Source organism: Desulfocurvus thunnarius (assembly GCF_055390965.1).
Genome location: NZ_AP042411.1, coordinates 218,619 through 240,660 on the forward strand (window position 1 = coordinate 218,619; position 22,042 = coordinate 240,660).

The following is a 22,042-nucleotide window of genomic DNA, read 5'->3' on the forward strand; positions in this document are numbered from 1 at the left end:
TAGGCCCGGCGCCCGGGCGGCATGCCGCCCCGAGGCTCTAGGATACACTGTCGCAAAGAGCGGGAGGAAGCACAAGGGCGGAGCATCGGCCTGTTCCCGAAGCCGGACGCCCTGCGCCCGGCAGGCGCGCGAAATCAAGGGCGCACCGGTCACGCGGCCTCCGGATGACGATCAGGTTTTCCCCATTCCGGAGGAGTCGGTCGAGGGTGTGCGGGCCGTTCAGGGTATCCGCCGCCCCGGTGCGAGCCATGCGGTCGGCCTCCGCGAGCGCAGAGGCAAGGATATCCGCCCGGGCGACCACAAACGGTCACGGCAGCGGCAGGGAAAGCAGACGGCCCCGGCCCGCGTGTGCGGACCGGGGCCGGATGCCGTGAATCTTTGGAACGCCGGACGCCGGGCCCGGTGGAGCCGTGTCTTACCGGGCCTTGAGGCCCAGGCGCTCGACCACGGCCTGGGCGGCTTCGGCGGTGTAGTCGGCCTCGGACAAGGCCGCCTTGCGCGCGGGGTCGATGACCAGTTGCGGGCGGTTGGCGTATTCGGGCCGGGGCGTGATGCCGTACTCCGGCGGGAAGGCGTTCTCGTAGTACATGTCCTGGAAGCCGATGAACTTGAGCATGTGCGCCGTGGCGTCGAGGATGGCCAGTTCGTCGCGGTCGATGAGCCCCAGCTCGCGGGCGCGCACCAGCCCCGCGAAGCACTCGCCGCCCTGGGTGCAGGCGATGTGCCCGTGGCGGTTGGCGTCGAGCATGCCCTCGACGATGGCCTGCTCCGTGACCTGAACCACCTGGAAGGCCCCGGGGCCCCCGGCGGCCAGATAGCGCTCGGCGAAATGGCGCACGCGCGGGAAGGAGACCGGGTTGCCGATCATGGCCGCCTGGGCCACGCTGGGCGTCACGGCCACGGGGTGGAACTCCCGCGCGCCCTCGGGCTGGTCGTAGTAGCGCCACACGGGGTCGGCGTGGTGCGACTGCACGCCGAACACGCGCGGCAGCGCCGCGATGACGCCCAGGTCGAAAAGCTTCAGGAATCCGCCCATGACGGCCGTGATATTGCCCGCGTTGCCGATGGGCACGAACACGCACTTGCCCGCGAGGTCCCAGTCGTACCACTGGGCGACCTCGAAGGCGTAGGACTCCTGGCCCAGGATGCGCCAGGCGTTCTTGGAGTTCAAAAGGGCCACCTGATAATTGTCCGCCAGGTGTTCCACGACCTTCATGCAGTCGTCGAACACGCCCGGCACCTCCAGGACCACGGCCCCGCTGCCCAGGGGCTGGGCCAACTGCTGCGGGGTGACCTTGCCCTGGGGCAGGATCACCGCGCTCTTCACGCCGCCGCCCACATAGGCCGCGTACAGCGCCGCCGCCGCCGAGGTGTCGCCCGTGCTGGCGCACACGGCCAGGATGTCGTCCGCGCCCGTGGTGCGGATGAGCTGGCGCAGGAAGCTGAAGGCGCAGGCCATGCCCCGGTCCTTGAAGCTGGCGCTGGGGTTCTGGCCGTCGTTCTTGAAGGCCAGCCGCTGGCCGCCCAGGCGGGCCGAAAGCGCGGGGGAAGACTCCACGATGGGCGTCTGCCCCTCGCCGAGGTAGACGATATCGCCCTCCTCCAGCACCGGGGCCATAAGCTCATAGAAACGGAAGACCCCGCGCAGGGCGCTGCGCTTGGCGGCCATGCGCGCGTCGAAGACCTCGCGCCACGCGGCGCCGGAGGTTTTCTTCAACTCGTCAAAAGCCGTGTCGCGCAGCAGGAAGACCCCGCCGCAGGTCGGGCAGGTGTAGTGCAGCTCGCCGATGCCGTAGGTGGCGCCGCAGCCCAGGCAGACGTATTCCATCCGGCCGCGATGGGCCGGGAACTCGCAATGTCGCATAACGCTCCTTTGCGCCCGCGCGGGCGCGTCCCCCGGCGCCGTCGCGCCGGAGGTTTCAGCCGCCCCAGACGGGCGGCACGGCCAGGGAAAGGATCACCGCCCCGAAGCCGATCTTGACGGTCATGCCGAAGAACTTGCCCCACATGGCGCCCATGGCCGCGCGTTTGGCCTCGGCCCAGTCGCGCCCGTTCATGCGCTCCACGACGAGGCAGCCGCCCCAGGCGCCCAGGAGCGCCCCGGGCAGCGCCCCCACACCCAGCAGGAACCCGGCCCCGAGGATGGCCCCGGCAATGGCGCCGATGATGCCGCCCAGGTTGCCGCGCCCCGTGGCGCCGTATTTCTTGGCGCCCTTCAACTGGATGACGAATTCCAGCACCTCGGCCACCCCGGCCAGGGCCGCAAGGCCCAGGAAGAACCACCAGCTCATGTCCATGGCCGGATGAAAAAACTTCCACAGCGCCAGCAGGACCAGGATGATCCAGTTGGCGGGCAGGGACAGCACGTGCAGGCCCATGACGGCGATGCACAGCAGGATGAACAGCCCGGGGACGATCTGCGCCAGTTCCACCTAGCCCTCCCCGCGCTCGTCCAGGACGCGCTGGGCCTTGCCCTGGCTCTTGGGCAGGCTGTCGCTCTGCACCAGGTCCACCCGGGGCGTCACCAGCAACTCGTCGCGCAGGCGGGTCTGGATGCGCTTTTGCAGGCCGGAGAGCACACGCATGTCTTCCACGAAATACTCCTGGCGAATCTCGACCTTGACGCGAATCTGGTCGATGAAGCCTTCCTTTTCGAGGACGATCAGGTAGTTCTCGCCCACCTCGGGCATGGACATGAGCACCTGCTCGATCTGCATCGGGTAGATGTTCACGCCCTTGATGATGATCATGTCGTCGGCGCGGCCCTTGATGCGGTCCAGCCGCCGGTGCGCGCGCCCGCAGGCGCAGGGCCCGGGCACGAAGCGGCTCAGGTCGCGCGTGCGGTAGCGCAGGATGGGCATGCCCTCGCGGGTCAGGGTCGTCATGACGATCTCGCCGACCTCGCCTTCGGCCACGGGCTCCAGGGTCACGGGGTCGAGGATTTCGACCAGATAGGCGTCCTCCCAGACGTGCATCCCGGCCTGATGCGGGCACTCGAAGGCCACGCCCGGGCCGTTCATTTCCGACAGGCCGTAGGAGTTGAAGGCCCGCAGGCAGAGCTTTTCCTCGATCTTGCGGCGGACTTCCTCGGTGTGCGGCTCGGCGCCGATCATGGCGATGCGCACGGGCCAGCGGGTCTTGTCCGCCGGGTCGATGCCCATCTGCTCCAGAGCCCCGGCGAAATACAGGGCGTAGGACGGAATGATGTGCAGCACCGTGACGCCCATGTCGGTGATGAGCTTGATCTGGCGCGCGGTGTTGCCCGCTCCGGCGGGGATGGTCAGGCAGCCCAGGTGCTCGGAGCCGTAGTGGAACCCGAGCCCGCCGGTGAACAGCCCGTAGCCGGACATGTTCTGAAAGCGGTCCTCGGGGCGGACACCGGCCATGTGCATGCAGCGGGCCATGAGCCCGGCCCAGGTGTCCACGTCGTTCCGGGTATAGAAAATGACCGTGGGATTGCCTGTGGTGCCGCTGGAGGCGTGCAGGCGCACCATGCGGTCCACCGGTTGGGTCAACAGGCCGTAGGGGTAGTTGTCGCGCAGGTCCTGCTTGGTGGTCAGCGGCAGGCGGCGCACGTCGTCCAGGGTGCGGATGGAATCGGGGGTGACGCCAGCCAGGGCCTTGGCGTAGTGCGGGGAGCGGCGGGCGCGTTCCACGGCGCCGCGCAGGCGCACGAGCTGAACGGCGTCCAGCTCCTCGCGCGAGAGCCGTTCCGCCCGGTCGAAGACTTCCACGGTGTGCTCCGATGTTGAGGGTTGCAAGGCCGGAGCAGGCTACTCCGCGCGGGGCTCGCGGGTCAAGTTGCGGAAGGCTGTGTACTCGTTGTCGAAGAAAAGTTCCACCGTGCCCGTGGGGCCGTTTCGGTGCTTGCCGACGATGACCTCGGCGATGTGGCGCTTGGGGTTGTCCTCGGCGGGGTTGTACACGGCGTCGCGGTACAGGAACATGATCACGTCGGCGTCCTGCTCGATGGCGCCGGACTCGCGCAGGTCCGAGAGCTTGGGGCGCTTGTCGGTGCGCTCCTCGACCTTGCGGTTGAGCTGCGACAGGGCCACCACCGGCACGTGCAGTTCCTTGGCCAGGGCCTTGAGCGTCCGCGAAATTTCGGAAATCTCCTGCTCGCGCGAGTCGATGCGCCGCCCGGGGCGCATGAGCTGGAGGTAGTCCACGATGACCAGCCCCAGGTCGTGCTCGGCCTTGAGGCGGCGGCAGCGCGCGCGCAGTTCCATGGTGGTGATGGCCGGGGTGTCGTCGATGAACAGCGGCGCGCGGGCGAGGTAGTCTCCGGCGTCGTAAAGGCGCTGCCAGTCCTCGTCGTCCAGGAAGCCCCGGCGCAGGCTGGAGAGGTTGACCCGGGCCCGGGTGCAGAGCATGCGCATCATAAGCTGCTCCATGCCCATTTCCAGGGAGAAGACGGCGGTGGTCACGCCATAATCGGCGGCGGCATTCAGGCCCACGTTGAGGGCAAAGGAGGTCTTGCCCATGGCCGGGCGGCCCGCGACGATGATCAGGTCCGTGGGCTGGAGCCCGGCGGTGATCTCGTTCAGGTCGTAGAAGCCGGTGGGCACGCCGGTGACCTGCTCCTTGCGGTTGTACAGCTCGGTCAGCTTGTCGAAGACGTGCTGCAAAAGCTGCTTGGAGCCCATGAAGCCCTTGGTGGAGCGCTTCTCGGTGATGTCGAAGATGGCCTGCTCGGAGCGGTCGAGGAGTTCCTCCACGTCCAGGTGGCCTTCAAAGCAGGAGGCGATGATGTCCGCCGAAGTGGAGATGAGCTGCCGCTGCACGGACTTGTCGCGCACGATGCGCGCGTGGTGCACGGCGTTGGAGGCCGCCACGGTGCTGCCCGCCAGCTCGGCCAGATAGACCGCGCCGCCGACCTCGTCCAGGCGGCCGGATTTCTCCAGTTCGTCCTGGGCGGTGAGCAGGTCCATGGGCCTGCTCTTGCGGAAGAGTTCGGAGAAGGTCTCGAAGATGACCTGATGGACCGGGGAATAGAAGTCGTCCGGGCCCAGGATGTCCACGAGGTCGTGGAAGACCTCGTTGCGAAGAAAGACCCCCCCCAGAACCGCCTGTTCGGCTTCAAGGTTGTGGGGGGGGACTTTGCGCAGCAGGTCCGACGAAACCCGTTCCAGGGTCGCGCCGGCGTCGGCGGCGCCGCCCCCTGCGGGGCGGCGCTGCCGTTTGTCGCTATACAGCGGGCTGTTCCTCGGGCTGTCCGGCGTCATCGCTGGCGGCCTCTTCCTCGGCCTTGGCGGCGGCGGCCGCCTCGGCCTCCTCGGGGGTGATGGGCTGGCCCGGAACCCAGTCATGGCTCACGACGGCCACGACCAGCACGGTCTCGATGTCGGGGTGCAGCTTCACTTCCAGGGAGTATTCGCCCAGGGCGCGGATGGGCTCGCCCAGCACGATCTTGCGGCGGTCGAACTCGACACCGCGCTCGGCCAGGGCCTCGGCGATGTTCGAGGTGGACACGGAGCCGTACAGGCGTCCGCCCTCGCCCACGCGCACGCGCACGATGACGCGCTCGGCGGTGAGCTTGTCGGAAAGGTCCTGGGCGGCGGCCTTCACGGCGTCCATCCTGGCCTGGAGCTTCTTGCGCTCCAGCTCGAAGGCCCGCAGGTTGCCCTCGGTGGCGGGCATGGCCAGCCCCTGGGGCACCAGGTAGTTGCGACCGAAGCCGGGCTTGACGGTGACGACTTCGCCCAGGCGGCCGAGATTATCCACGTCGGCGCGGAGGATGAGTTTCATGGTCGTATCCTCCTAGATGGTCCGCTTGCGCACAGCCGAGCTGTGGGTCGCGGTGTAGTAGAGAAGGGCCATCTGGCGGGCACGCTTGATCGCGGTGGTCAGGGCGCGCTGGTGCTTGGCGCAGGTCCCGGTGATGCGGCGGGGAATGATCTTGCCGCGCTCGGCGATGAAGTCGCGCAGGATGTCCGGACGCTTGTAGTCGATGGGCAGGTCCTTGTCGGCACAGAAGCGGCAGAACTTGCGCCGGGGGGTGAACTTCTTGCGGAAAGCCATGCTACGCGACCTCCTCGGCGCTTTCGACGTTCTCATCCAGCTTCACGGTGACGAACTTGAAGATGCCGTCGGCGATGCGGATGTTGCGCTCCAGCTCGGCCACCAGGGCCCCGGGGGCGTCGTACACCAGGCGGACGTAGTGCCCGCGATCCATCTTGCGCACCGGGTAGGCCAGGTCGCGCATGCCCCAGTCGTCCACTTCCACCAGCGCGCCGCCCTCGCGGGCGATGACGCCGGTCAGGGCGTCCAGCAGGCCCTGGCGCTCCTCCGCCGGAAGCTCCGGCGAAAGCAGCAGCAGCGTTTCAAACTTTCTCATTGATGCTCTCCTTGCGGTCGTATGGCCCGCGCCCCCCTGGGCGCGAGCAAGGCGAAGCGGGGTTGTTATTCGTTTTCCACCGGGCTGTCAAGGATGTATTCCCGGCGGTTCATGCCCAGCAGGCACAGCGCCTCGTAACTGATGGTGCCCCACCACTGGGCCAGCTCCTCGCTGCGGATGGAGTTCTCCCCCGGGCCGCCCAGCAGCCAGACCTTGTCGCCCGCGCGGGCCTGGGGCACGTCGGTCACGTCCACGGCGGTCATCTGCATGCAGACCCGGCCGACCACCGGCGCGCGCAGCCCGTGCAGCAGCACCCGGCCCCGGTTGGACAGCCCGCGCGACCACGCGTCGGCGTATCCCGCGCCGATGACGGCCACGCGCATGTCGCGCTCGGCGGTGAAGGTGCGCCCGTAGCTGATGGTCTCGCCCTTCTTGAGGTCATGGACCTGATAGACCCGGGTGAAGGTCTCCATGGCGGGCTCCAGGGCCGGGCCCCGGCCCTGGGCGGCCGTGCCCCAGAAGGGGTCGGCCCCGTAGAGGGCGATGCCGGGACGCTGCATGTCCAGGCGCAGGTCCGGGTAGGCCACTATGGCCGCCGAGTTGGCCAGGGTCGCCTCCACGCGCAGCCCGCCCGCCCGCAGCACGGCCACCGCCGCCGCGAAGCGCGCGCCCTGCTCGCGCACGAAGGCCTCCTGATCCGGGTCGTCGGCCACGGCCAGGTGCGAGGCGGCCATGACCACCTCGATGCCCGGCAGGGTCAGGATCTTTTCCAGCACGCGCCCGGCCTCGTCGGGCAGAAAGCCCAGGCGGCGCATGCCGGTGTCGAATTTCAGGGCCACGGGCGCCCGGCACCCGGCGCGCACCCCGGCCTCGGAAAGCTTTTCCAGTTGTTCGCGCCGGGCGCAGAAGCAGACGACGCCCTTGCGCGCGGCGGCCTCGTAGTCCTCGGGCAGTTGCGGCCCCAAAAGGGCCACCACTCGCCCGGTGAACGAGGTGCGGCCCAGGTCCAGCGCCTCGCCCACGGTGCCCACGGCCAGGGTCCGCGCCCCGGCCCCGGCCAGGGCCTCGGCGGCCACGGCCAGCCCGTGCCCGTAGGCGTCGGATTTGACGACCGCGCAACCGTTGCCGCCCAGGGCGTTCATGACCTTGTAGTTGTGGGCGATGGCGCCCGGCCGGACCCGCGTGACCAGATGATTGTAGCCGATGGTCATTGCATGCTCCTTTGCCGCTTCCTGGCGGCGCAACGCGGCCAGATATACGGATTTTCCGTCCGGTCTTCCACTGTTCTTTTCGCCCCGGCTGTGATAAGCAGGGCGGCATCGTCACGCTGGCCGCCGCCAGCCCACGTCAGCAGCCCAAGGCAGAGCATGACCGAACCGCACCCGCCCCGTCGCCCGAAACGCCCGGAGGCCCCGCCCCTTGCGGCCCTGGGGGCCCTGGCCCTGGTGGTGGCCCTGCTGGCCCTGCTGGCCTGTCCCGCCCCGTCCGCCCGGGCCGAGGGCGACATGCTGGCCGACCAGCTCGAAACCGAAAGCAAGAACCAGCCCTGGCAGATCAAGGCCGACAACCTCGCCGCCCAGCACGACACCGAGGTGCTCCAGGCCGACGGCAACGTCGTGCTGACCCAGGGGCCCAACATCCTGAAGGCCGACCACGCCACCTACTACCGCGCCACGGGTTGGGTCCACCTCGTGGGCAATGTGGACATCGACTGGTCCATGGACCGCCTGCGCGCCGAGGAGGCCGAGTTCGACCTGCGCAACAAGGTCGGCTGGCTGAAGAACGGCGAAATCTTCGTCGCCGAGCAGCATCTCTATTTCCAGGGCGAACACATCGAAAAACACGAGGGCGACCACTACTCCTTCAAGAAAGCCCGCGTCACGGCCTGCGACGACCCCGGCGAGGCATGGTCCATCGCCATGGACGAGGGTGAAATCACCCTGGAGGGCTACGCCTGGCTGTGGAACCCGCGCCTGCTGGTGCGCGACGTGCCCACCGTCTACTCGCCCATGGCCATCCTGCCCGTGAAGGGCAAGCGCCAGTCCGGCCTGCTGCTGCCCGAATGGGGCACCAGCTCGCGCAACGGCTTCACCTTCAACCAGCCCATCTACTGGGCCATCAGCGACGAAGCCGACGCCACCTTCTACGAAACGTGGATGAGCGACCGCGGGCTCATGCAGGGCCTGGAGTTCCGCCACACCCCCAACACCGGCACCAAGGGCCTGTGGCGCATCGACTACCTGAACGACGCCATCCGCGAGCCCACCAGGGCCGACGAGGACAGCCAGTTCCAGCGCGACGGGCTGGTGCGCCCCAATGCCGACCGCTACTGGGTGCGCGGCAAGCTCGACACGCACCTGCTCGACCCCAACTGGAAGGCCAAGCTGGACATCGATTGGGTCTCGGACCAGAACTACCTGCGCGAATTCAAGATCGGAAAAACCGGCTTCGCCAAAAACCGTCAGGAATTCCTTGAAGAATTTTCGCGCAACATCGCCAACGCCGACGCTCTGGAACGCGAGTCCGCCGCGATGCTCTCCCGCTCGTGGGATGCGGGCGGCGTGGTCGCCAAAACCGCCTGGACCCAGAACCTGAGCTACCGCAACGGCAACAAGGACAAGGACGAGGACCCCTCGGTCCAGACCCTGCCCGAACTGCACGCCTACCTGTGGAAGGATCGCCTGTTCTCCGGCCCGCTGGAGTTCGAGGCCGGAACCGGGGCCACCCACTTCTGGCGCCAGTACGGCACCCAGGGCACCCGCGTGGACATGTACCCCAAGGTCAGCCTGCCCGTGCGGGCCGGAAACGTCTCGGTCATCCCCACCCTGGGCCTGCGCGAGACGGCCTACTTCATAAGCGGCTACGAGAACCACCCCGCCGACAGCCACGACGACAGCTTCACCACGCGGACCATGCCGACCATGAACGTCATGGCCTTCACCGAGTATTTCAAGGTCTTCACCCTGGCGCCCTCGCCCGAGCCGCCCACCATGGACGCGCTGGCCGCGGAGGCGGACCGGCAGGACGAAACGCTGGATGACCGCCTGCGCGACAGCAGCCTGCTGTCCGACGAATTCCTGAGCAGCAACCTCTCGGACGACGACCAGTTCCGCGCCGTGCGCGACAAGGGCCGCTGGACCAAAATCCGCCACGCGGTGCAGCCGCGCCTGGAATACGACTGGGCCCCCTACGTCTCCCAGTCCACCAAGCCCTTCTTCGACGAGTTGGACCGCCTTTCGGCCCGCAATGAAATCAGTTACTCCCTGTCCAACATCCTGGACCGCAAGCGCGAGCGCTACATCATCACCCGCGACCCCGAGGCCCCCCTGGGCGAGGACGGCCTGCCCCAGGGAACGCCCCTGCTCCTGGCGGACTACCGCGAGTTCCTGCGCCTGAACCTGAAGCAGACCTTCGACCTGCGCGAGGCCACGCGCACGGAAAAGGTCGAGGAATACCCCCGGCGGCCCTTCAGCGACGTGAAGGCCGAACTGCTCGTCTCGCCGGGGCAGTGGGTTTCGCTGGTCAACAGCAGCTACTGGTCGCCCTACACCTCGGACATCACGCGCCACGAGCATCTGCTGCGCGGCTACTGGGAGGACGTGGGCCGGGCGGAATTCGGCCTGGACTTCCTGAACACGCCCGAGACCTACCAGTCGCGCACGCGCAGGAAGATCCGCCAGTTGCGCTTCGGGCTGGACATCATCGCCTCGCGGCGCTGGTCCGCCGGGTTCGTCTACCGCGCGGACCTGGACGACAACACCGACCTGGAGCAGACCTACTACGCCACCTACACCCACCAATGCTGGGACGTGACGGTCTACTACACCCACACCCCCTTCGAGGACCGCTTCGAGGCCCGGGTCCAGCTCATGGGCCTGACCTTCTAGCTGAAGCCTTTGAAAAACTCAAAGAATGCAGGCCGTTCAAACACGGTGCGGTGCAGGGGAACGGAAAAATCCAGGACGCGCAGTGTATCCCGCATGCACAGGCGGCCTGGATTTTTCCGTTACCGCGGCAGGTCGCCGTTTTGAGCGGCCTTCCGGGACGCCCGGGGCCGCCCCGCGCCGGAGCCGCCGCCCCGGGGCCCCCGCGCCCCCTGGCGCCCGGCCCGGCTTTGGGCTAGGATAGGCTCATGCCCAGCCAGCCCGCCGCCCCGCGCCGCCCCATCCAGGTCCTGCCTCCGGAACTGCAAAACCAGATCGCCGCCGGCGAGGTGGTCGAGCGCCCGGCCTCGGTGCTCAAGGAACTGGTGGAAAACAGCCTCGACGCCGGGGCGACCCAGGTGGACGTGAGCATCGACCAGGGCGGCCAGGGCGCCATGACCGTGGCCGACGACGGCTGGGGCATGGCCCCGGAGGAAATGGCCCTGGCCCTGACCCGCCACGCCACCAGCAAAATCATGGACGTGCGCGAGCTGGAATCGATCTCCAGCTTCGGTTTCCGGGGCGAGGCGTTGCCGTCCATCGCCTCGGTGTCGCGCCTGAAGCTGACCTCCGTGCCGCGCGGGGCCGCCGAGGGCTTTTTCATCGAGGTGGACTCCGGGCGCGAGGCGGGCCGGGGCCCGGCGGCCCTGCGCGCGGGCACGCGCATCGAGGTCCGCGACCTGTTCGTCAGCGTCCCGGCGCGGCTCAAGTTTCTCAAATCCCCGGCCACCGAGGCCCGCCGCTGCCAGGACGCCCTGTTCCGGCTGGCCCTGGCCCGGCTGGACGTGGGCCTGCGCTTTTCCAGCGGCGGGCGGGAAATCTTCGCCATGCGCCCGGGGCAGACTCTGGCCGAGCGGCTGGCCGTGGCCTGGCCTCCGGCGGTGACCGGGGCGCTGCTGCCCTTCGGGTTTGAGCGCGACGGCTGCCGGGCCCACGGGCTGGCGGGCGACCCCCAGGCCGCCCAGGGCCGGGCCGACCGCATCCTGCTCTACGTCAACGGCCGCGCCGTGCAGGACCGGCTCATGCTGCGCGCCGTGCGCGAGGCCTACACCGGGCGGCTGCTCTCGCGCGAATACCCGCAGGCCGTGGTTTTCCTGGAGCTGCCCCCGGGCGCCACCGACGTAAACGTCCACCCCGCCAAGACCGAGGTCCGCTTCCGCGACGAATCCCTGGTCTTCTCCGTGGTCCGCCGGGCCATCGCCAGCGCCCTGGAGCGGCACATGGACGGCGCCCCGGGCTCCGGCGCCGGGGTCCGCGAGGCCCTGCGCGGCGGGGCGGGCCCGGCGGAGACGACGCCCGCCGCCCCGGGCGACCCGGCCACGCACGACGACCTGCCCCCGCGCGCGGACACCCGCCCGGGCTTCGACACCTGGCGCGAATACACGCGCACCGTGGCCCGCGAGGAGCGCCTGGGCTTCGGGCTGCCCCCGCGCCCGGGGGCGGCGGCCTCCCGCGACTTCACCGGGCCCGACCGGCTGGCCGAACCCGGCCCGGGCCCGCGCCCGGACGCCCCGGCCCCGGCGCCCGCTCCGGCCCTGGACGCGCCCCCCCCGGGCCCGACCCTGGACGACCTGGGCGGCGGCCCGGCCACGTACCTCGGGCAACTGGCCGACACCTACCTCATCCTGCGCCACCACGACGGCACCCTCTCGCTGGTGGACCAGCACGCCGCCCACGAGCGCGTGCTCTACCACAGCTTCGAGCGGGCCCAGACGCGCGGCGACGCCCAGCCCCTGGCCGTGCCGCTGGACCTGCCCCTGCACCCCGCCGAGGCCGCGCGGCTGGACGAACTCTGGGAGGGCCTGCGCGGCCTGGGTTTCGGCCTCGCCCGCCCGGCGCCGGAGCTGCTGCGCGTGACGGCCATCCCCCCGCTGCTCACCGTGGCCCGGGCCAAGGACTACCTGCGCGCGGCGGTCAGCGGCCAGTCGCGCGACGTGCGCGACCTGTGGGCGCTGATGTCCTGCAAGGCGGCCATCAAGGCCGGGCAGGCCCTGGCGCGCGACGAGGCCCTGGCCCTGCTGGAAGCCTGGCGCGCCGTGCCGGGGCGCGACTACTGCCCCCATGGCCGCCCGGTACGCATCGCCTGGACCCCCGCCGACCTGGAACGCCTGTTCAAGCGCAAGGCCTAGCCGAGCCGGGAATCACTCCGCGTTACAGCGCGAACCACCCAGTTCCCGCCCGGGCTGGGGCGTGAGCAACGCCTTGCAACTCCACCTCAGGGGCGCGCCGGTGAAAGGCCGCCGGAGCGTTCGCGGGCGGAGCCGTCCCCGTTGCATGCGGCTTCCGGCATGGAAGCCCCGTGGCGCGCTGGCCCGCGGTCCGGAGTTCCGGCCTCGCCGCACGGGCCGTCTGCGCAGGCGGCCCGCCCGTACGCACAGCCCGGCGGCAGCGCCCCCATGCCCGGCGCCCCGGGTTTTGCTTGCGCCAAAGCCGCGCCCGGGGCTATCATCGCCCGAAGCAGGAATGCATCCCCCCGCCACGCAAGGAGTTTCCCCGTGCAACTGAGCATCGAGATCGCAGGCTACAAGAACGAGGTCGCCATCTCCGCCGTGCCCCGCGCCTTCCTGGCCCGGGTGGCCCGCCACTGCCACGGCAAGAACAATACGCCCTACTTCGCCCACAACTGCTTCAAGGGCGTGCTCTATTTCGACGAGGAACTGGCGCGCAAGTTCGCCCAGCAGGTCGGTTACGACTGGAACGGCTGGTGGGAGGAATGCAAGTTCCACCACCGCGCGGCCTATGTCTTCGAGGGCGGCATGCGCATCCTGGTCCGCACCGGTGGCCAGGAGCAGACCATCTACCCCTCGCAGGTCAGCCACGCCGAAACGCCCGTGTCCCAGCGCGCCCTGTTGCACAAGCTGGGCGAGGGCGAGGTGCTCCTGTTCATGGGCTCCATCGACAAGGGCGCCCAAACCTTCCTGCTCGACGGCTTCGAGGGCGACTTCGACCCCGCGCAACTGGCGGTGGCCATGGAAAGCTTCGCCGAGTTCGGCCACGAGGACAAACTCATCACCGGCCTGAGCTACGCGGGCCGCCCGATGACCCCCGGCCACGACGACAGCAAGGGCAAACGCATGATCGTCCCCGCCCTCTTCGCCCCCGGCGGCGCGGAAGTGGAACTGGACGACCTGCTGGGCGAGGGGGAGGGGTAGCCTCCCCGGCAGCAAGCCACGCAAAAGGGCTCCCCCATGCGGGGGAGCCCTTTTGCGTGGCGCGTAGCCCGGCGTAATCGGGGCTCCGGCGCCCGATTTCTACAGATACCGCTCCTCCCGCGCCAGATAGCCCTGCACGTAGTCCTTCGCGGCGTCTTCCAGGCTGGTGAATCGCACGGGGCAGCCGGTGGCGGCCAGTTTGGTCATTTCGGCCTGGGTGAAGTACTGGTACTTGCCGCGCAGTTGCTCGGGCATGTCGATGTATTCGATGGCCTCGGGCAGGCCCATGGCGGCGAAAACGCTGCGGGCGAGGTCGTTCCAGGTGCGGGCCCGGCCGGTGCCCACGTTGAACACGCCGCCGACCTCCGGGTGCTCCAAAAGCCACCACATCACGTCCACGCAGTCCTTCACGTAGACGAAATCGCGCATCTGGCCGCCGTCGGGGTAGTCGGGGTGGTAGCTCTTGAAGAGCTTGAGCTTCCCGGTCTGGCCGATCTGCGTGTGCGCCTTGCAGATGACGCTCATCATGTCGCCCTTGTGGTACTCGTTCGGCCCGAAGACGTTGAAGAACTTCAGGCTCGCCAGGGAGCCGAGCACGCCCTCGCGCTGGGCCCAGAGGTCGAAAAGCTGCTTGGAGTAGCCGTACATGTTCAGCGGGCGCAGCTCGCCCAGGCGGGCTTCGTCGTCGGAAAAGCCACGCGAGCCGTCGCCGTAGGTCGCCGCCGACGAGGCGTTGATGAAGCGCACGCCATGTTCCAGGCACCACGCCGCCAGGGTCACGCTGTAGCGGTAGTTGTTCTCCATCAGGTAGTCGGCGTCCTGCTCGGTGGTCGAGGAGCAGGCGCCCATGTGCGTCACGCTCTCGACCTCGAAGGGCAACTCGTCGTGCAGCACGAGGTCCAGGAAGGCGTCCTTGTGCAGGTAGTCCGCATAGCGCAGGCCGACCAGGTTCTTCCAGCTCTCGCTGGTGCCCAGTTCGTCCACGACCACGATCTCCGTAATGCCCATCCGGTTCAGTTTCCAGACGAATGCGCTGCCGATGAACCCGGCGCCGCCGGTGACGATATGCATGCTGCCTTCCTTTTCGCGCCGGAGCGCGGGAGTTGCGGGTTGGGCCGTGCGGGCCGGGGCGGGCCCGGCGCCCCGGGAGGGCCCCGAGGGCCCGGAATTGGCGGCCCCAGGCTTTTGGAGCCTCGGGCTGGGCCCCTGGCCGGGGGCCCCGGGCGCGGCCGCCCTGTCTTACCCTCCCCGGCGCCGCAGGGCAAGCCGCCAGGGCACCCGGGGCGACCAGCCCCGTGGAACCGGAGCACCGACACTGAACGTTTTATCCATGTTTCCGGACAGAAGTGCCCCGTGTTCCCGGTTGCCCCCAAGGGCACCGCGCCTGCCGCGCGCTGCCTTCCCCCGGCTTTTCCGCGACCTCGCCCCGGCCTCAGCCCGCCGCGATGTTTTGGCAAAATTGGCGAAACGCCCTGCCCGCCCCTTGTCTTGACGGCGGATTTTTACTATTGCGCGAAGGCCGTACCCACGCGGGTGCGCGCGGCCGTCCCGCCCGGCGGGAGTGCCGCCCGAACGGCCGGTTGCGCCCGGAGGCCCGCCTCGCGGCAGGCCCCGCCCGCGCGGGAACGCACGGGGAACGCCGCGTCCCGCGCATTCCGGGCGCCGCCGCCCGGCCCTCACCGCAACGGAGAACCGCTCATGCTCGCCATCCTCGACTACAAGGCCGGAAACCAGACCTCGGTGCGCCGGGCTCTGGATTCCCTGGGCATCGCCTGCGAAATCACGGCCGACCCGCAGCGCATCCGCACCGCCTCGGGCCTCATCTTCCCCGGAGTGGGCGCCGCCGGGCAGGCCATGGGCCAACTGCGCTCCAGCGGGCTGGACGAGGCCCTGGCCGGGCATATCGCGGCGGGCAAGCCGCTTCTGGGCATCTGCGTTGGCTGCCAGATCATGCTCGACTACTGCCAGGAGAACGACACCACCACCCTGGGCATCGTTCCCGGCGAGTGCCGCATGTTCAACCCCTCCTGGGCCGACGAGGACGGCGTGCCCATCCGCGTGCCGCACATGGGCTGGAACCGCGTGACCCTCAAGAACCCCGCCGAGCCGCTCTTCGCGGGCATCGACCCCGCTTCGGAGTTCTACTTCGTGCACAGCTACTACCCGGCCCCGGCGCCGGAATACGTTCTGGGCACGACCGACTACGGCATCGAATTCTGCTCCATCCACGGCCGCGAAGGCCTGTGGGCCGTGCAGTTCCACCCCGAGAAAAGCGGCCGCCCGGGCCTGGCCCTGCTCGCCAACTTCGCCGCCTACTGCAAGGAGGCCGCCCGTGCTCAGTAAGCGCGTCATCCCCTGCCTGGACGTTCGCGACGGACGCCTGACCAAGGGCATCAAATTCAAGGACAACATCGACATCGGCGACCCCGTGGCCACCGCCCGCACCTACTACGAGGAAGGCGCCGACGAACTGGTGTTCTACGACATCACCGCCTCCCACGAGGGCCGGGGCATCATGCTCAAGGTCGTGGAAGAGGTCGCCAGGCAGATTTTCATCCCCTTCTCCGTGGGCGGAGGCATCGGCACGGTGGAGCAGATGCGCGACGTGCTCCTGGCGGGCGCCGAAAAGGTGTCCATCAACTCCCCGGCGGTGAAGGACCCGGACCTCATCAGCCGGGGCGCGGCGGCCTTCGGGTCGCAGTGCATCGTGGTCGGCATGGACGTGCTGGCCGTGCCGCCCTCGGAAGCCTGCCCCTCGGGCTACGAGATCGTCATCCACGGCGGACGCCAGCGCATGGGTATGGACGCCATCCAGTGGGCCAGGACCGCCGAGGCCCTGGGCGCGGGCGAGCTGTGCGTCAACTCCATCGACGCCGACGGCACCAAGGAAGGCTACGAGCTGAAGCTCACGCGCATGATCTGCGACGCGGTGTCCATCCCGGTCATCGCCTCGGGCGGCGCGGGCACCCCGGAGCACATGGCCGCGGCCTGCCAGCAGGGCCGCGCCAGCGCCGCGCTCATCGCCAGCATCGTCCACTACGGCGAATACTCCATCCGCGACTGCAAGAACGTCATGAAGGCCCGGGGCGTGAAGGTCCGCGAGGTCTGGTAGCCCAGCGGCGGCGGGCGGGAAGGCGAAGCTCACGCCCGCGCATCCGCGCAAAGGCCCCCGGAACCGAGGTTCCGGGGGCCTTTGGCGCGGGGGCACGAACACCCGGACAGCGCGCGGGGTCAGCGCCCGGGGGCGTCGTAGGTGCCGCTCTTGCCGCCGCTCTTGTGCAGCAGGCGGCAGTCCGTGATCAGGATGTCCTTCTGCACGGCCTTGCACATGTCGTAGATGGTCAGCGCGGCGATCTGGGCGGCCATCAGGGCCTCCATCTCCACGCCCGTGGGGCCCGTGGTGCGCGCCTCGGCCTCCACGTGGATGGCCGACTCGGCCTCCACGGGGGTGAAGCGCACGTCCACGTAGGACAGGGGCAACGGATGGCACATGGGGATGAGCGTATGCGTCTGCTTGGCGGCCAGGATGCCCGCGACCTTGGCCGTGGCCAGGGCGTCGCCCTTGGGCAGGGCGTTTTCGCGCAGCAGGGCGAACGTCGCTGCGGACATGCGCACCGTGGTGCCCGCCAGGGCCACCCTGCGGGTGTCGGCCTTGTGGCCCACGTCGACCATGCGCGCGTCGCCCGAGCCGTCGATATGCGTCAGTCCGCCCGTCCCGCTCATGGCCTCACCCGCCCATGGCCTTGTCCACGGCCTTTTTGAAGAGGTTCTTCATCTTCTTGCCCACCTTGCCCTCCTCGATTTCGAGGAACTCGCGCAGCAGCTCTTCCTGGCGGCGCGAAAGGCCCGTCGGCGTGGTCACGATGACTTCCACCAGCAGGTCGCCCATGCCGCCGCGGTTCACGAAGGGCAACCCCAGCCCGCGCAGGCGGAACACCGCCCCGTTCTGGGTGCCCTTGGGCACGGTCAGCTTCTCGGGCTCGTCCAGAGTGGGAATTTCCACGCTGGTGCCCAGGGCGGCGGCGACCATGTCGATCTCGATGGTATGCACCAGATCCTGGCCCTGGCGGCGGAAGGTCTTGTCCTCCTCCACGTAGAGCACCACGTAGAGATCACCGGGGGGGCCGCCGTGGATGCCGGGCTCGCCCTCGCCGCGCAGGCGCAGGCGCGAGCCGTTGTCCACCCCGGCGGGGATGTTCACCGCCAGCTCGCGGATCTGCTGCACGATGCCCACGCCCCGGCAGCCGGGGCAGGGCTCGGCGATGATCTGGCCCTTGCCGCGGCACGAGGGGCACGGCGTGGCCACGCGGAAGAAGCCCTGGGACTGCACGACCTGGCCCGTGCCGCCGCAGTGGCGGCAGGTTTCGGGGCGCGTGCCGGGGGCGGCGCCGCTGCCGCCGCAGTCCGGGCAGGGCACGTTGCGCGGCACCTTGATGGTCACGCTGTCGCCCTTGGCGGCCTGGCGGAAGGAAATGCGCAGGTTATAGCGCAGGTCGGAGCCCTGGGTCGGGCGCGGGCCGCGCGAGGCGGCGCCGAAGCCGAACAGGTCGCCGAAAATGTCGGAGAAGGAACTGAAAATGTCTTCGGCGTTGGAAAAGCCGTGGGCGCCGTTGCCGCCCAGGCCCTCGTGGCCGAAGCGGTCGTAGCGCGCGCGCTTGTCCGGGTCGCGCAGCACGTCGTAGGCCTCGGCGGCTTCCTTGAAGCGCACCTCGGCCTCGGGGTCGTCGGGGTTGCGGTCGGGGTGGAACTCGAAGGCCTTCTTGCGGTAGGCCCGCTTGACCTCGTCGTCCGATGCCTCGCGCGCGACGCCCAGCACCTCGTAGTAGTCAGCCTTGGCCATGGTCCGCTACCCGTTGTCCGCCGCGACACCGATCTCGCTGAGGTCGTCCGAGGGCAGCACCTTCCCGGCGGCGATCTCGCGCAGGGAGGAGACCACTTCCTTGTTTTTGCACGGCACCAGCGTGTCGTAGCCCTCGCGGTACTGTTTCACGCGCTTGATGCCCATCTGCACGATGAGAAAGCGGTTGTTGACCCTCTCAAGGCAGTCTTCAACAGTGATTCTGGCCATGTGCGTCTCCCTTGGCAAAGCTGCGGGCCCGGCTGGTCCGGGCACTCTGGTTTGAGCCCGCCTTCGGCGCCGAAGGCAAAAGGCCCTTCAAATCCTTGTAAATCTGGTCCGGAATCCGGTAGAGCCCCGGCTGACCGCCGACGGACACCCAACACCGCCCCGAGGGCAACCCCGGGTCGATATGAAACACGAACTCCCACCGGGCCCCGCCGCGCAGGCCCAGGTCCATCCGCAGGCCCTCGCGCGCGCCGGGCGCCCCGGCCGCCAACGGGCCGGATTCGTACTGCAAATCTGTAAGGCGCCACAGGAGCATGTCAATCCCCGTCAACTCGCCGGGAACGCCCTGGCCCCGCCAGCGCCTGCCGTTGCGCTCGGCGCGCAACTCCTGGCCGGAAGCGGAAAGCACCAGCCGGTCGACCGCACCCGGATCGAGGACGGCCAACCGGCGATCAGCGAACGAAAAAGCATTTCTGTCTACTTTGGCGACCTGCCCGGGGTCAAGCAGAAAATGGGCGCCACCCGGGCTGCGGACCGCCATCCAGGGCCCCTGGGCCGCACCGTACAGGGCCAGGGTCCGCGTGCCGCCGCCGCGCAGGCGCAGCTCCACCAGCAGGACCGGAGCGTCCGGGACCGGAGCGTCCGGGACCGGAGCAGAGCCCGCGCCGCCTGAGGGCGCGGGCCCCAGGGCGCGCAGGGCGACCACTTCGCGCAGCCACTGGCCCAGGGCCTCGGCGGAAACAGGCTGCCCGGCCAGCCCGCCCGGGCGGACGAACACCGGGCCCCCGGGCCTGTCGGCCATCTCGACGATCTCGCCGCCCCGGGTCAGGGTCACGGCCTCCACCTGCCCGGGGTCCGCAGCCAGCAGACGCAGGTCGAGATAGAACGCCGCCGGGCGGGCCAGAACCTGGGCATACTCCCCGGGCAGCAGCACCCCGCTCCCGCCGCGCCGGGCGTAGCGCCGTCCCCCGCCGTCCCCGGCGGCGCCAAGCTCCAGGCGGTCCGTGCCGTTGATGATCAGCTCCGCGCCCCGGTCCTGGCCCGCGTGCTCCGGGCCGGGGTCGGCCACGCGCCCCAGGGGCCGGTTGCGGTTCACGAACTCGACCAGCCCGGCCACCGCCTCCGGGTCGGCGGGCCACTCCCCATCCAGGCCCGTCCCGCTCAGGGTCCAGCCGCCGTCGCCCGCGCGCAGGGCATAGCTCCCGCCCGCGCCGCGCACGGCCAGGGCCGCGACCTTGCCGGGCGCAAGCTCCGGCCAGGCCGCGTCGTGGCGCGCGGGCAGGCGCGGCAGGGCCAGGGCGGCGCCCAGGGCCAGGAAGGCCGCCAGGGCCGCAAAAAGACGCTTCTTCATGCTCGTTCCCAGGGCAGGGGCGGAAATTTCGCGCCGCAACACGGGCGCGCGGGCAGCCATGCCTAATTTGCAGGCCCGGTCCTGTCAAGCCGCCCGGAACAAAGGACACCCCGCCCACGGGGCCGGACCGCGCCCACAGGAGCCGCGCGGCGGCGCACCGGGGAAACGCACTCATCATCATCCCCTTGCCGCCCGAAAACCACCCGGAGCCGCGGTCCGTCCCCGCTTCGGCCGCCTTTCCGGCGGTTGCGTCCGGCCCGCGTTTGCCGTACACAGACGGCACGCGCCCGGCGCCAGGCCGGGCCTCCGCGTAAAAATCCTGAACAACTCCGCGAGGCGACGCACGAATCATGTCCCGTTGGGGAAAGTTGACCTATGCCCAGAAGCAGTGCCTGGGGGCCGTGGGCAAGCTCATGCAGCAGGCCGGGATGCTCGCCCCGGGGGCGCGCGTCGGCGTGGCCGCCTCGGGCGGGGTGGACAGTTGGCTCATGCTCCAGGTGCTGACCATGCGCCAGCGCATCGTGCCCTTTCCTTTCGAGCTGATGGTGCTGCACGTGAACCCGGGGTTCGACGCGCACAACCACGAGCCCCTGGCCCGCTGGTGCCGCGAGCGCGGCGTGGCCGCGCACATCGAGCTGGCCGACCACGGCCCGCGCGCCCACTCCGAGGAGAACCGCAAGGCCTCGACCTGCTTCTACTGCGCCCGACTGCGGCGCAAATCGCTGTTCGCCCTGTGCCGGACCTACGGCCTGACCCACCTGGCCCTGGCCCACACCGCCGACGACCTCGCCACCACATTCTTTATGAATCTTTTCGAAACGGGCAAGGTCCACGGCCTGGGCATGGCCGAGGACTTCTTCGGGGGGCGGCTCAAGGTCATCCGGCCCCTGCTTTATCTGGAGAAAAAGACCGTCATCAAGGCCGCCACGGCCTTCGATCTGCCCGTATGGTCCAACCCCTGCCCCAGCGCCGGATCCACCCGCCGCTCCGACTGGGAAGGCTGGCTGGACCAGCATTACCGCCGCGCCAAGCACATCCGGCCCAACGTGCTCCAGGGCCTGCAACGCTGGCAGCTTGACAGAACAGACGGGAAACAATAGGTCACAAGAAGCTATCGTGCCGGGGTTCCTGTTCCCTTGGAACAACCGCCCGGCCCGACAGGGAGGCGTATGCTTTTTCGAAAATACCACATCGTGGTCTTCAAGGATAACGAGGGGTGTTCCCGAAAGCTCCGCCTGCGGGGTTGGCTGCTGTTCGTACTGGCGGGCCTGACTGCGGGGCTCATCGCCAGCAACGTCTATTTCTGGACCTACTTCACCGGCTATTCCTCGGCCCAGGCCGATTTGGACGAGGCCCAGAAAACCGTTCAGGAGCAGCGCACCCAGCTCCTCTCCCTGGCCTCCAAGATCAAGAACCTCGAAAAAGACCTCATGCGCATCCGCGACTTCGACTCCAAGCTGCGGGTGATGATCAACCTCGACCAGGAGCGCGACGGCGGCACGTCCCTGGGCGGCGCCGCCCCCTCGGACTTCTCCGAGAACTACCTGCCCATGCACCGCCAGGAGCTCCTGGCGCGCAAGATGCACAACTTCCTGCATCAACTGAACACCGACACCCAGATGGAAGAAGTGCGTCAGCAGCAGCTCATGCACGTCATCCGCGACAACCGCGAACTGTGGGCCGCCACCCCGAGCATCTGGCCCGCCCAGGGCTGGATTTCCTCCGACTTCGGCTACCGGACCTCGCCCTTCACCGGCAAACGCGAATTCCACAAGGGCCTGGACATTTCCGCGCCCCAGGGTACGCCCATCTACGCCCCGGCCAAGGGCACGGTGAACTTCTCCGGGCGCGACGGCGGCTACGGCCTGTGCCTGACCGTGAACCACGGCTCGGGCATCTCGACCCGCTTCGCGCACATGCACTCCATGGCCGTCAAAGCCGGCCAGAAGGTCACCCGGGGCCAGCTCATCGGCTACGTGGGCAACACGGGCCGCAGCACCGGGCCGCACCTGCACTACGAGGTCCGGCTCAACGGCGTCCCGGTGAACCCCATGCGCTATATCCTGAACTAGCCGGCCGACCGGCACCACGCGCCCCCAGCCCTCTTGCCGGTTCGCCAACGCAAGAGGGCTTTCTCTTGGGCAAGCCCCGGCACTCCGCCGCAGGCCGCCAGCCGTCAAACCATCGCCCGGGAGCCCACAGGAAGCAGCCATG

20 protein-coding genes are annotated in these 22,042 nt (G+C 69.2%); 7 read left to right on the forward strand and 13 right to left on the reverse strand.

What is annotated here, in order from left to right:
- Positions 1–415: 415 nt before the first annotated feature.
- From thrC to alr, 8 genes are all read right to left on the reverse strand, one after another.
- Entirely contained in the window at positions 416–1,864 is a 1,449-nt protein-coding gene (gene thrC / locus ACZ5KV_RS00975) for a threonine synthase (protein ID WP_464240473.1), read from the reverse strand.
- 55 nt (positions 1,865–1,919) lie between these two features.
- Positions 1,920–2,432, reverse strand: coding sequence for a DUF456 domain-containing protein (locus ACZ5KV_RS00980; protein WP_464240474.1), 513 nt, complete (start codon positions 2,430–2,432; stop codon positions 1,920–1,922).
- Positions 2,433–3,734 (reverse strand): phenylacetate--CoA ligase family protein, encoded by a 1,302-nt coding sequence (locus tag ACZ5KV_RS00985; RefSeq protein ID WP_464240475.1) that lies wholly within the window; start codon positions 3,732–3,734, stop codon positions 2,433–2,435.
- 39 nt (positions 3,735–3,773) lie between these two features.
- A complete protein-coding gene (gene dnaB, locus ACZ5KV_RS00990) occupies positions 3,774–5,225 on the reverse strand; it encodes a replicative DNA helicase (protein ID WP_464240476.1) in 1,452 nt (483 codons plus the stop codon).
- Entirely contained in the window at positions 5,188–5,748 is a 561-nt protein-coding gene (gene rplI, locus ACZ5KV_RS00995) for a 50S ribosomal protein L9 (RefSeq protein WP_464240477.1), read from the reverse strand. Before rplI ends, dnaB begins: the two co-directional genes overlap by 38 nt.
- Before the next feature lie 12 nt (positions 5,749–5,760).
- The gene (gene rpsR, locus ACZ5KV_RS01000; protein ID WP_464240478.1) at positions 5,761–6,021 is read right to left on the reverse strand and encodes a 30S ribosomal protein S18; all 261 of its coding nucleotides are present in this window, start codon (positions 6,019–6,021) and stop codon (positions 5,761–5,763) included.
- A 1-nt stretch (position 6,022) separates the two neighbouring features.
- Positions 6,023–6,337, reverse strand: coding sequence for a 30S ribosomal protein S6 (gene rpsF, locus ACZ5KV_RS01005; protein ID WP_464240479.1), 315 nt, complete (start codon positions 6,335–6,337; stop codon positions 6,023–6,025).
- A 65-nt stretch (positions 6,338–6,402) separates the two neighbouring features.
- Complete coding sequence (alr, locus tag ACZ5KV_RS01010; protein ID WP_464240480.1) at positions 6,403–7,548, reverse strand: alanine racemase; 1,146 nt, start codon at positions 7,546–7,548, stop codon at positions 6,403–6,405.
- Between the two features lie 156 nt (positions 7,549–7,704).
- On the opposite strand from alr, the gene ACZ5KV_RS01015 reads away from it, so the two are divergent.
- The 3 genes from ACZ5KV_RS01015 (at position 7,705) to ACZ5KV_RS01025 (ending at position 13,412) form a co-directional block, all read left to right on the forward strand.
- Positions 7,705–10,224 (forward strand): LPS-assembly protein LptD, encoded by a 2,520-nt coding sequence (locus tag ACZ5KV_RS01015; RefSeq protein WP_464240481.1) that lies wholly within the window; start codon positions 7,705–7,707, stop codon positions 10,222–10,224.
- A gap of 245 nt (positions 10,225–10,469) precedes the next feature.
- The gene (gene mutL / locus ACZ5KV_RS01020; protein WP_464240482.1) at positions 10,470–12,389 is read left to right on the forward strand and encodes a DNA mismatch repair endonuclease MutL; all 1,920 of its coding nucleotides are present in this window, start codon (positions 10,470–10,472) and stop codon (positions 12,387–12,389) included.
- A 366-nt stretch (positions 12,390–12,755) separates the two neighbouring features.
- The gene (locus tag ACZ5KV_RS01025) at positions 12,756–13,412 is read left to right on the forward strand and encodes a hypothetical protein (RefSeq protein WP_464240483.1); all 657 of its coding nucleotides are present in this window, start codon (positions 12,756–12,758) and stop codon (positions 13,410–13,412) included.
- 99 nt (positions 13,413–13,511) lie between these two features.
- On the opposite strand, the gene rfaD is transcribed toward ACZ5KV_RS01025, so the two are convergent.
- Entirely contained in the window at positions 13,512–14,483 is a 972-nt protein-coding gene (gene rfaD / locus ACZ5KV_RS01030) for an ADP-glyceromanno-heptose 6-epimerase (protein ID WP_464240484.1), read from the reverse strand.
- 627 nt (positions 14,484–15,110) lie between these two features.
- Here rfaD and hisH point away from each other — a divergent pair.
- Both hisH and hisF read left to right on the forward strand, forming a co-directional pair.
- On the forward strand, positions 15,111–15,755 hold the full coding sequence (gene hisH, locus ACZ5KV_RS01035; protein WP_464240485.1) for an imidazole glycerol phosphate synthase subunit HisH: 645 nt from the start codon (positions 15,111–15,113) through the stop codon (positions 15,753–15,755).
- Positions 15,745–16,524 (forward strand): imidazole glycerol phosphate synthase subunit HisF, encoded by a 780-nt coding sequence (gene hisF, locus ACZ5KV_RS01040; RefSeq protein WP_464240486.1) that lies wholly within the window; start codon positions 15,745–15,747, stop codon positions 16,522–16,524. Before hisH ends, hisF begins: the two co-directional genes overlap by 11 nt.
- 119 nt (positions 16,525–16,643) lie before the next feature.
- On the opposite strand, the gene moaC is transcribed toward hisF, so the two are convergent.
- From moaC to ACZ5KV_RS01060, 4 genes are read right to left on the reverse strand one after another with little or no spacing between them, the layout of a single operon-like run.
- Positions 16,644–17,135, reverse strand: coding sequence for a cyclic pyranopterin monophosphate synthase MoaC (gene moaC, locus ACZ5KV_RS01045; RefSeq protein ID WP_464240487.1), 492 nt, complete (start codon positions 17,133–17,135; stop codon positions 16,644–16,646).
- A gap of 4 nt (positions 17,136–17,139) precedes the next feature.
- Positions 17,140–18,252, reverse strand: coding sequence for a molecular chaperone DnaJ (gene dnaJ, locus ACZ5KV_RS01050; RefSeq protein WP_464240488.1), 1,113 nt, complete (start codon positions 18,250–18,252; stop codon positions 17,140–17,142).
- Positions 18,253–18,258: 6 nt separating this feature from the next.
- A complete protein-coding gene (rpoZ, locus tag ACZ5KV_RS01055) occupies positions 18,259–18,480 on the reverse strand; it encodes a DNA-directed RNA polymerase subunit omega (protein WP_464240489.1) in 222 nt (73 codons plus the stop codon).
- A complete protein-coding gene (locus ACZ5KV_RS01060) occupies positions 18,461–19,828 on the reverse strand; it encodes a hypothetical protein (protein WP_464240490.1) in 1,368 nt (455 codons plus the stop codon). The genes rpoZ and ACZ5KV_RS01060 overlap by 20 nt, the downstream gene beginning before the upstream one ends.
- Positions 19,829–20,178: 350 nt before the next feature.
- On the opposite strand from ACZ5KV_RS01060, the gene ACZ5KV_RS01065 reads away from it, so the two are divergent.
- Together ACZ5KV_RS01065 and ACZ5KV_RS01070 are read left to right on the forward strand one after the other, a co-directional pair.
- Positions 20,179–20,928, forward strand: a complete 750-nt coding sequence (locus ACZ5KV_RS01065; RefSeq protein ID WP_464240491.1) for a tRNA lysidine(34) synthetase — start codon at positions 20,179–20,181, stop codon at positions 20,926–20,928.
- 69 nt (positions 20,929–20,997) lie between these two features.
- Positions 20,998–21,900, forward strand: coding sequence for a peptidoglycan DD-metalloendopeptidase family protein (locus ACZ5KV_RS01070; protein WP_464240492.1), 903 nt, complete (start codon positions 20,998–21,000; stop codon positions 21,898–21,900).
- The last annotated feature ends 142 nt before the right edge of the window (positions 21,901–22,042 follow it).

Bases quoted from the DNA above. Each gene is read 5' to 3' on its own strand.
- thrC (WP_464240473.1), bottom strand. From the start codon at position 1,864: ATGCGACATTGCGAGTTCCCGGCCCATCGCGGCCGGATGGAATACGTC.
- dnaB (WP_464240476.1), bottom strand. From the start codon at position 5,225: ATGACGCCGGACAGCCCGAGGAACAGCCCGCTGTATAGCGACAAACGG.
- rplI (WP_464240477.1), bottom strand. From the start codon at position 5,748: ATGAAACTCATCCTCCGCGCCGACGTGGATAATCTCGGCCGCCTGGGC.
- rpsR (WP_464240478.1), bottom strand. From the start codon at position 6,021: ATGGCTTTCCGCAAGAAGTTCACCCCCCGGCGCAAGTTCTGCCGCTTC.
- rpsF (WP_464240479.1), bottom strand. From the start codon at position 6,337: ATGAGAAAGTTTGAAACGCTGCTGCTGCTTTCGCCGGAGCTTCCGGCG.
- alr (WP_464240480.1), bottom strand. From the start codon at position 7,548: ATGACCATCGGCTACAATCATCTGGTCACGCGGGTCCGGCCGGGCGCC.
- ACZ5KV_RS01015 (WP_464240481.1), top strand. From the start codon at position 7,705: ATGACCGAACCGCACCCGCCCCGTCGCCCGAAACGCCCGGAGGCCCCG.
- mutL (WP_464240482.1), top strand. From the start codon at position 10,470: ATGCCCAGCCAGCCCGCCGCCCCGCGCCGCCCCATCCAGGTCCTGCCT.
- rfaD (WP_464240484.1), bottom strand. From the start codon at position 14,483: ATGCATATCGTCACCGGCGGCGCCGGGTTCATCGGCAGCGCATTCGTC.
- hisH (WP_464240485.1), top strand. From the start codon at position 15,111: ATGCTCGCCATCCTCGACTACAAGGCCGGAAACCAGACCTCGGTGCGC.
- moaC (WP_464240487.1), bottom strand. From the start codon at position 17,135: ATGAGCGGGACGGGCGGACTGACGCATATCGACGGCTCGGGCGACGCG.
- dnaJ (WP_464240488.1), bottom strand. From the start codon at position 18,252: ATGGCCAAGGCTGACTACTACGAGGTGCTGGGCGTCGCGCGCGAGGCA.
- rpoZ (WP_464240489.1), bottom strand. From the start codon at position 18,480: ATGGCCAGAATCACTGTTGAAGACTGCCTTGAGAGGGTCAACAACCGC.
- ACZ5KV_RS01060 (WP_464240490.1), bottom strand. From the start codon at position 19,828: ATGAAGAAGCGTCTTTTTGCGGCCCTGGCGGCCTTCCTGGCCCTGGGC.
- ACZ5KV_RS01065 (WP_464240491.1), top strand. From the start codon at position 20,179: ATGTCCCGTTGGGGAAAGTTGACCTATGCCCAGAAGCAGTGCCTGGGG.
- ACZ5KV_RS01070 (WP_464240492.1), top strand. From the start codon at position 20,998: ATGCTTTTTCGAAAATACCACATCGTGGTCTTCAAGGATAACGAGGGG.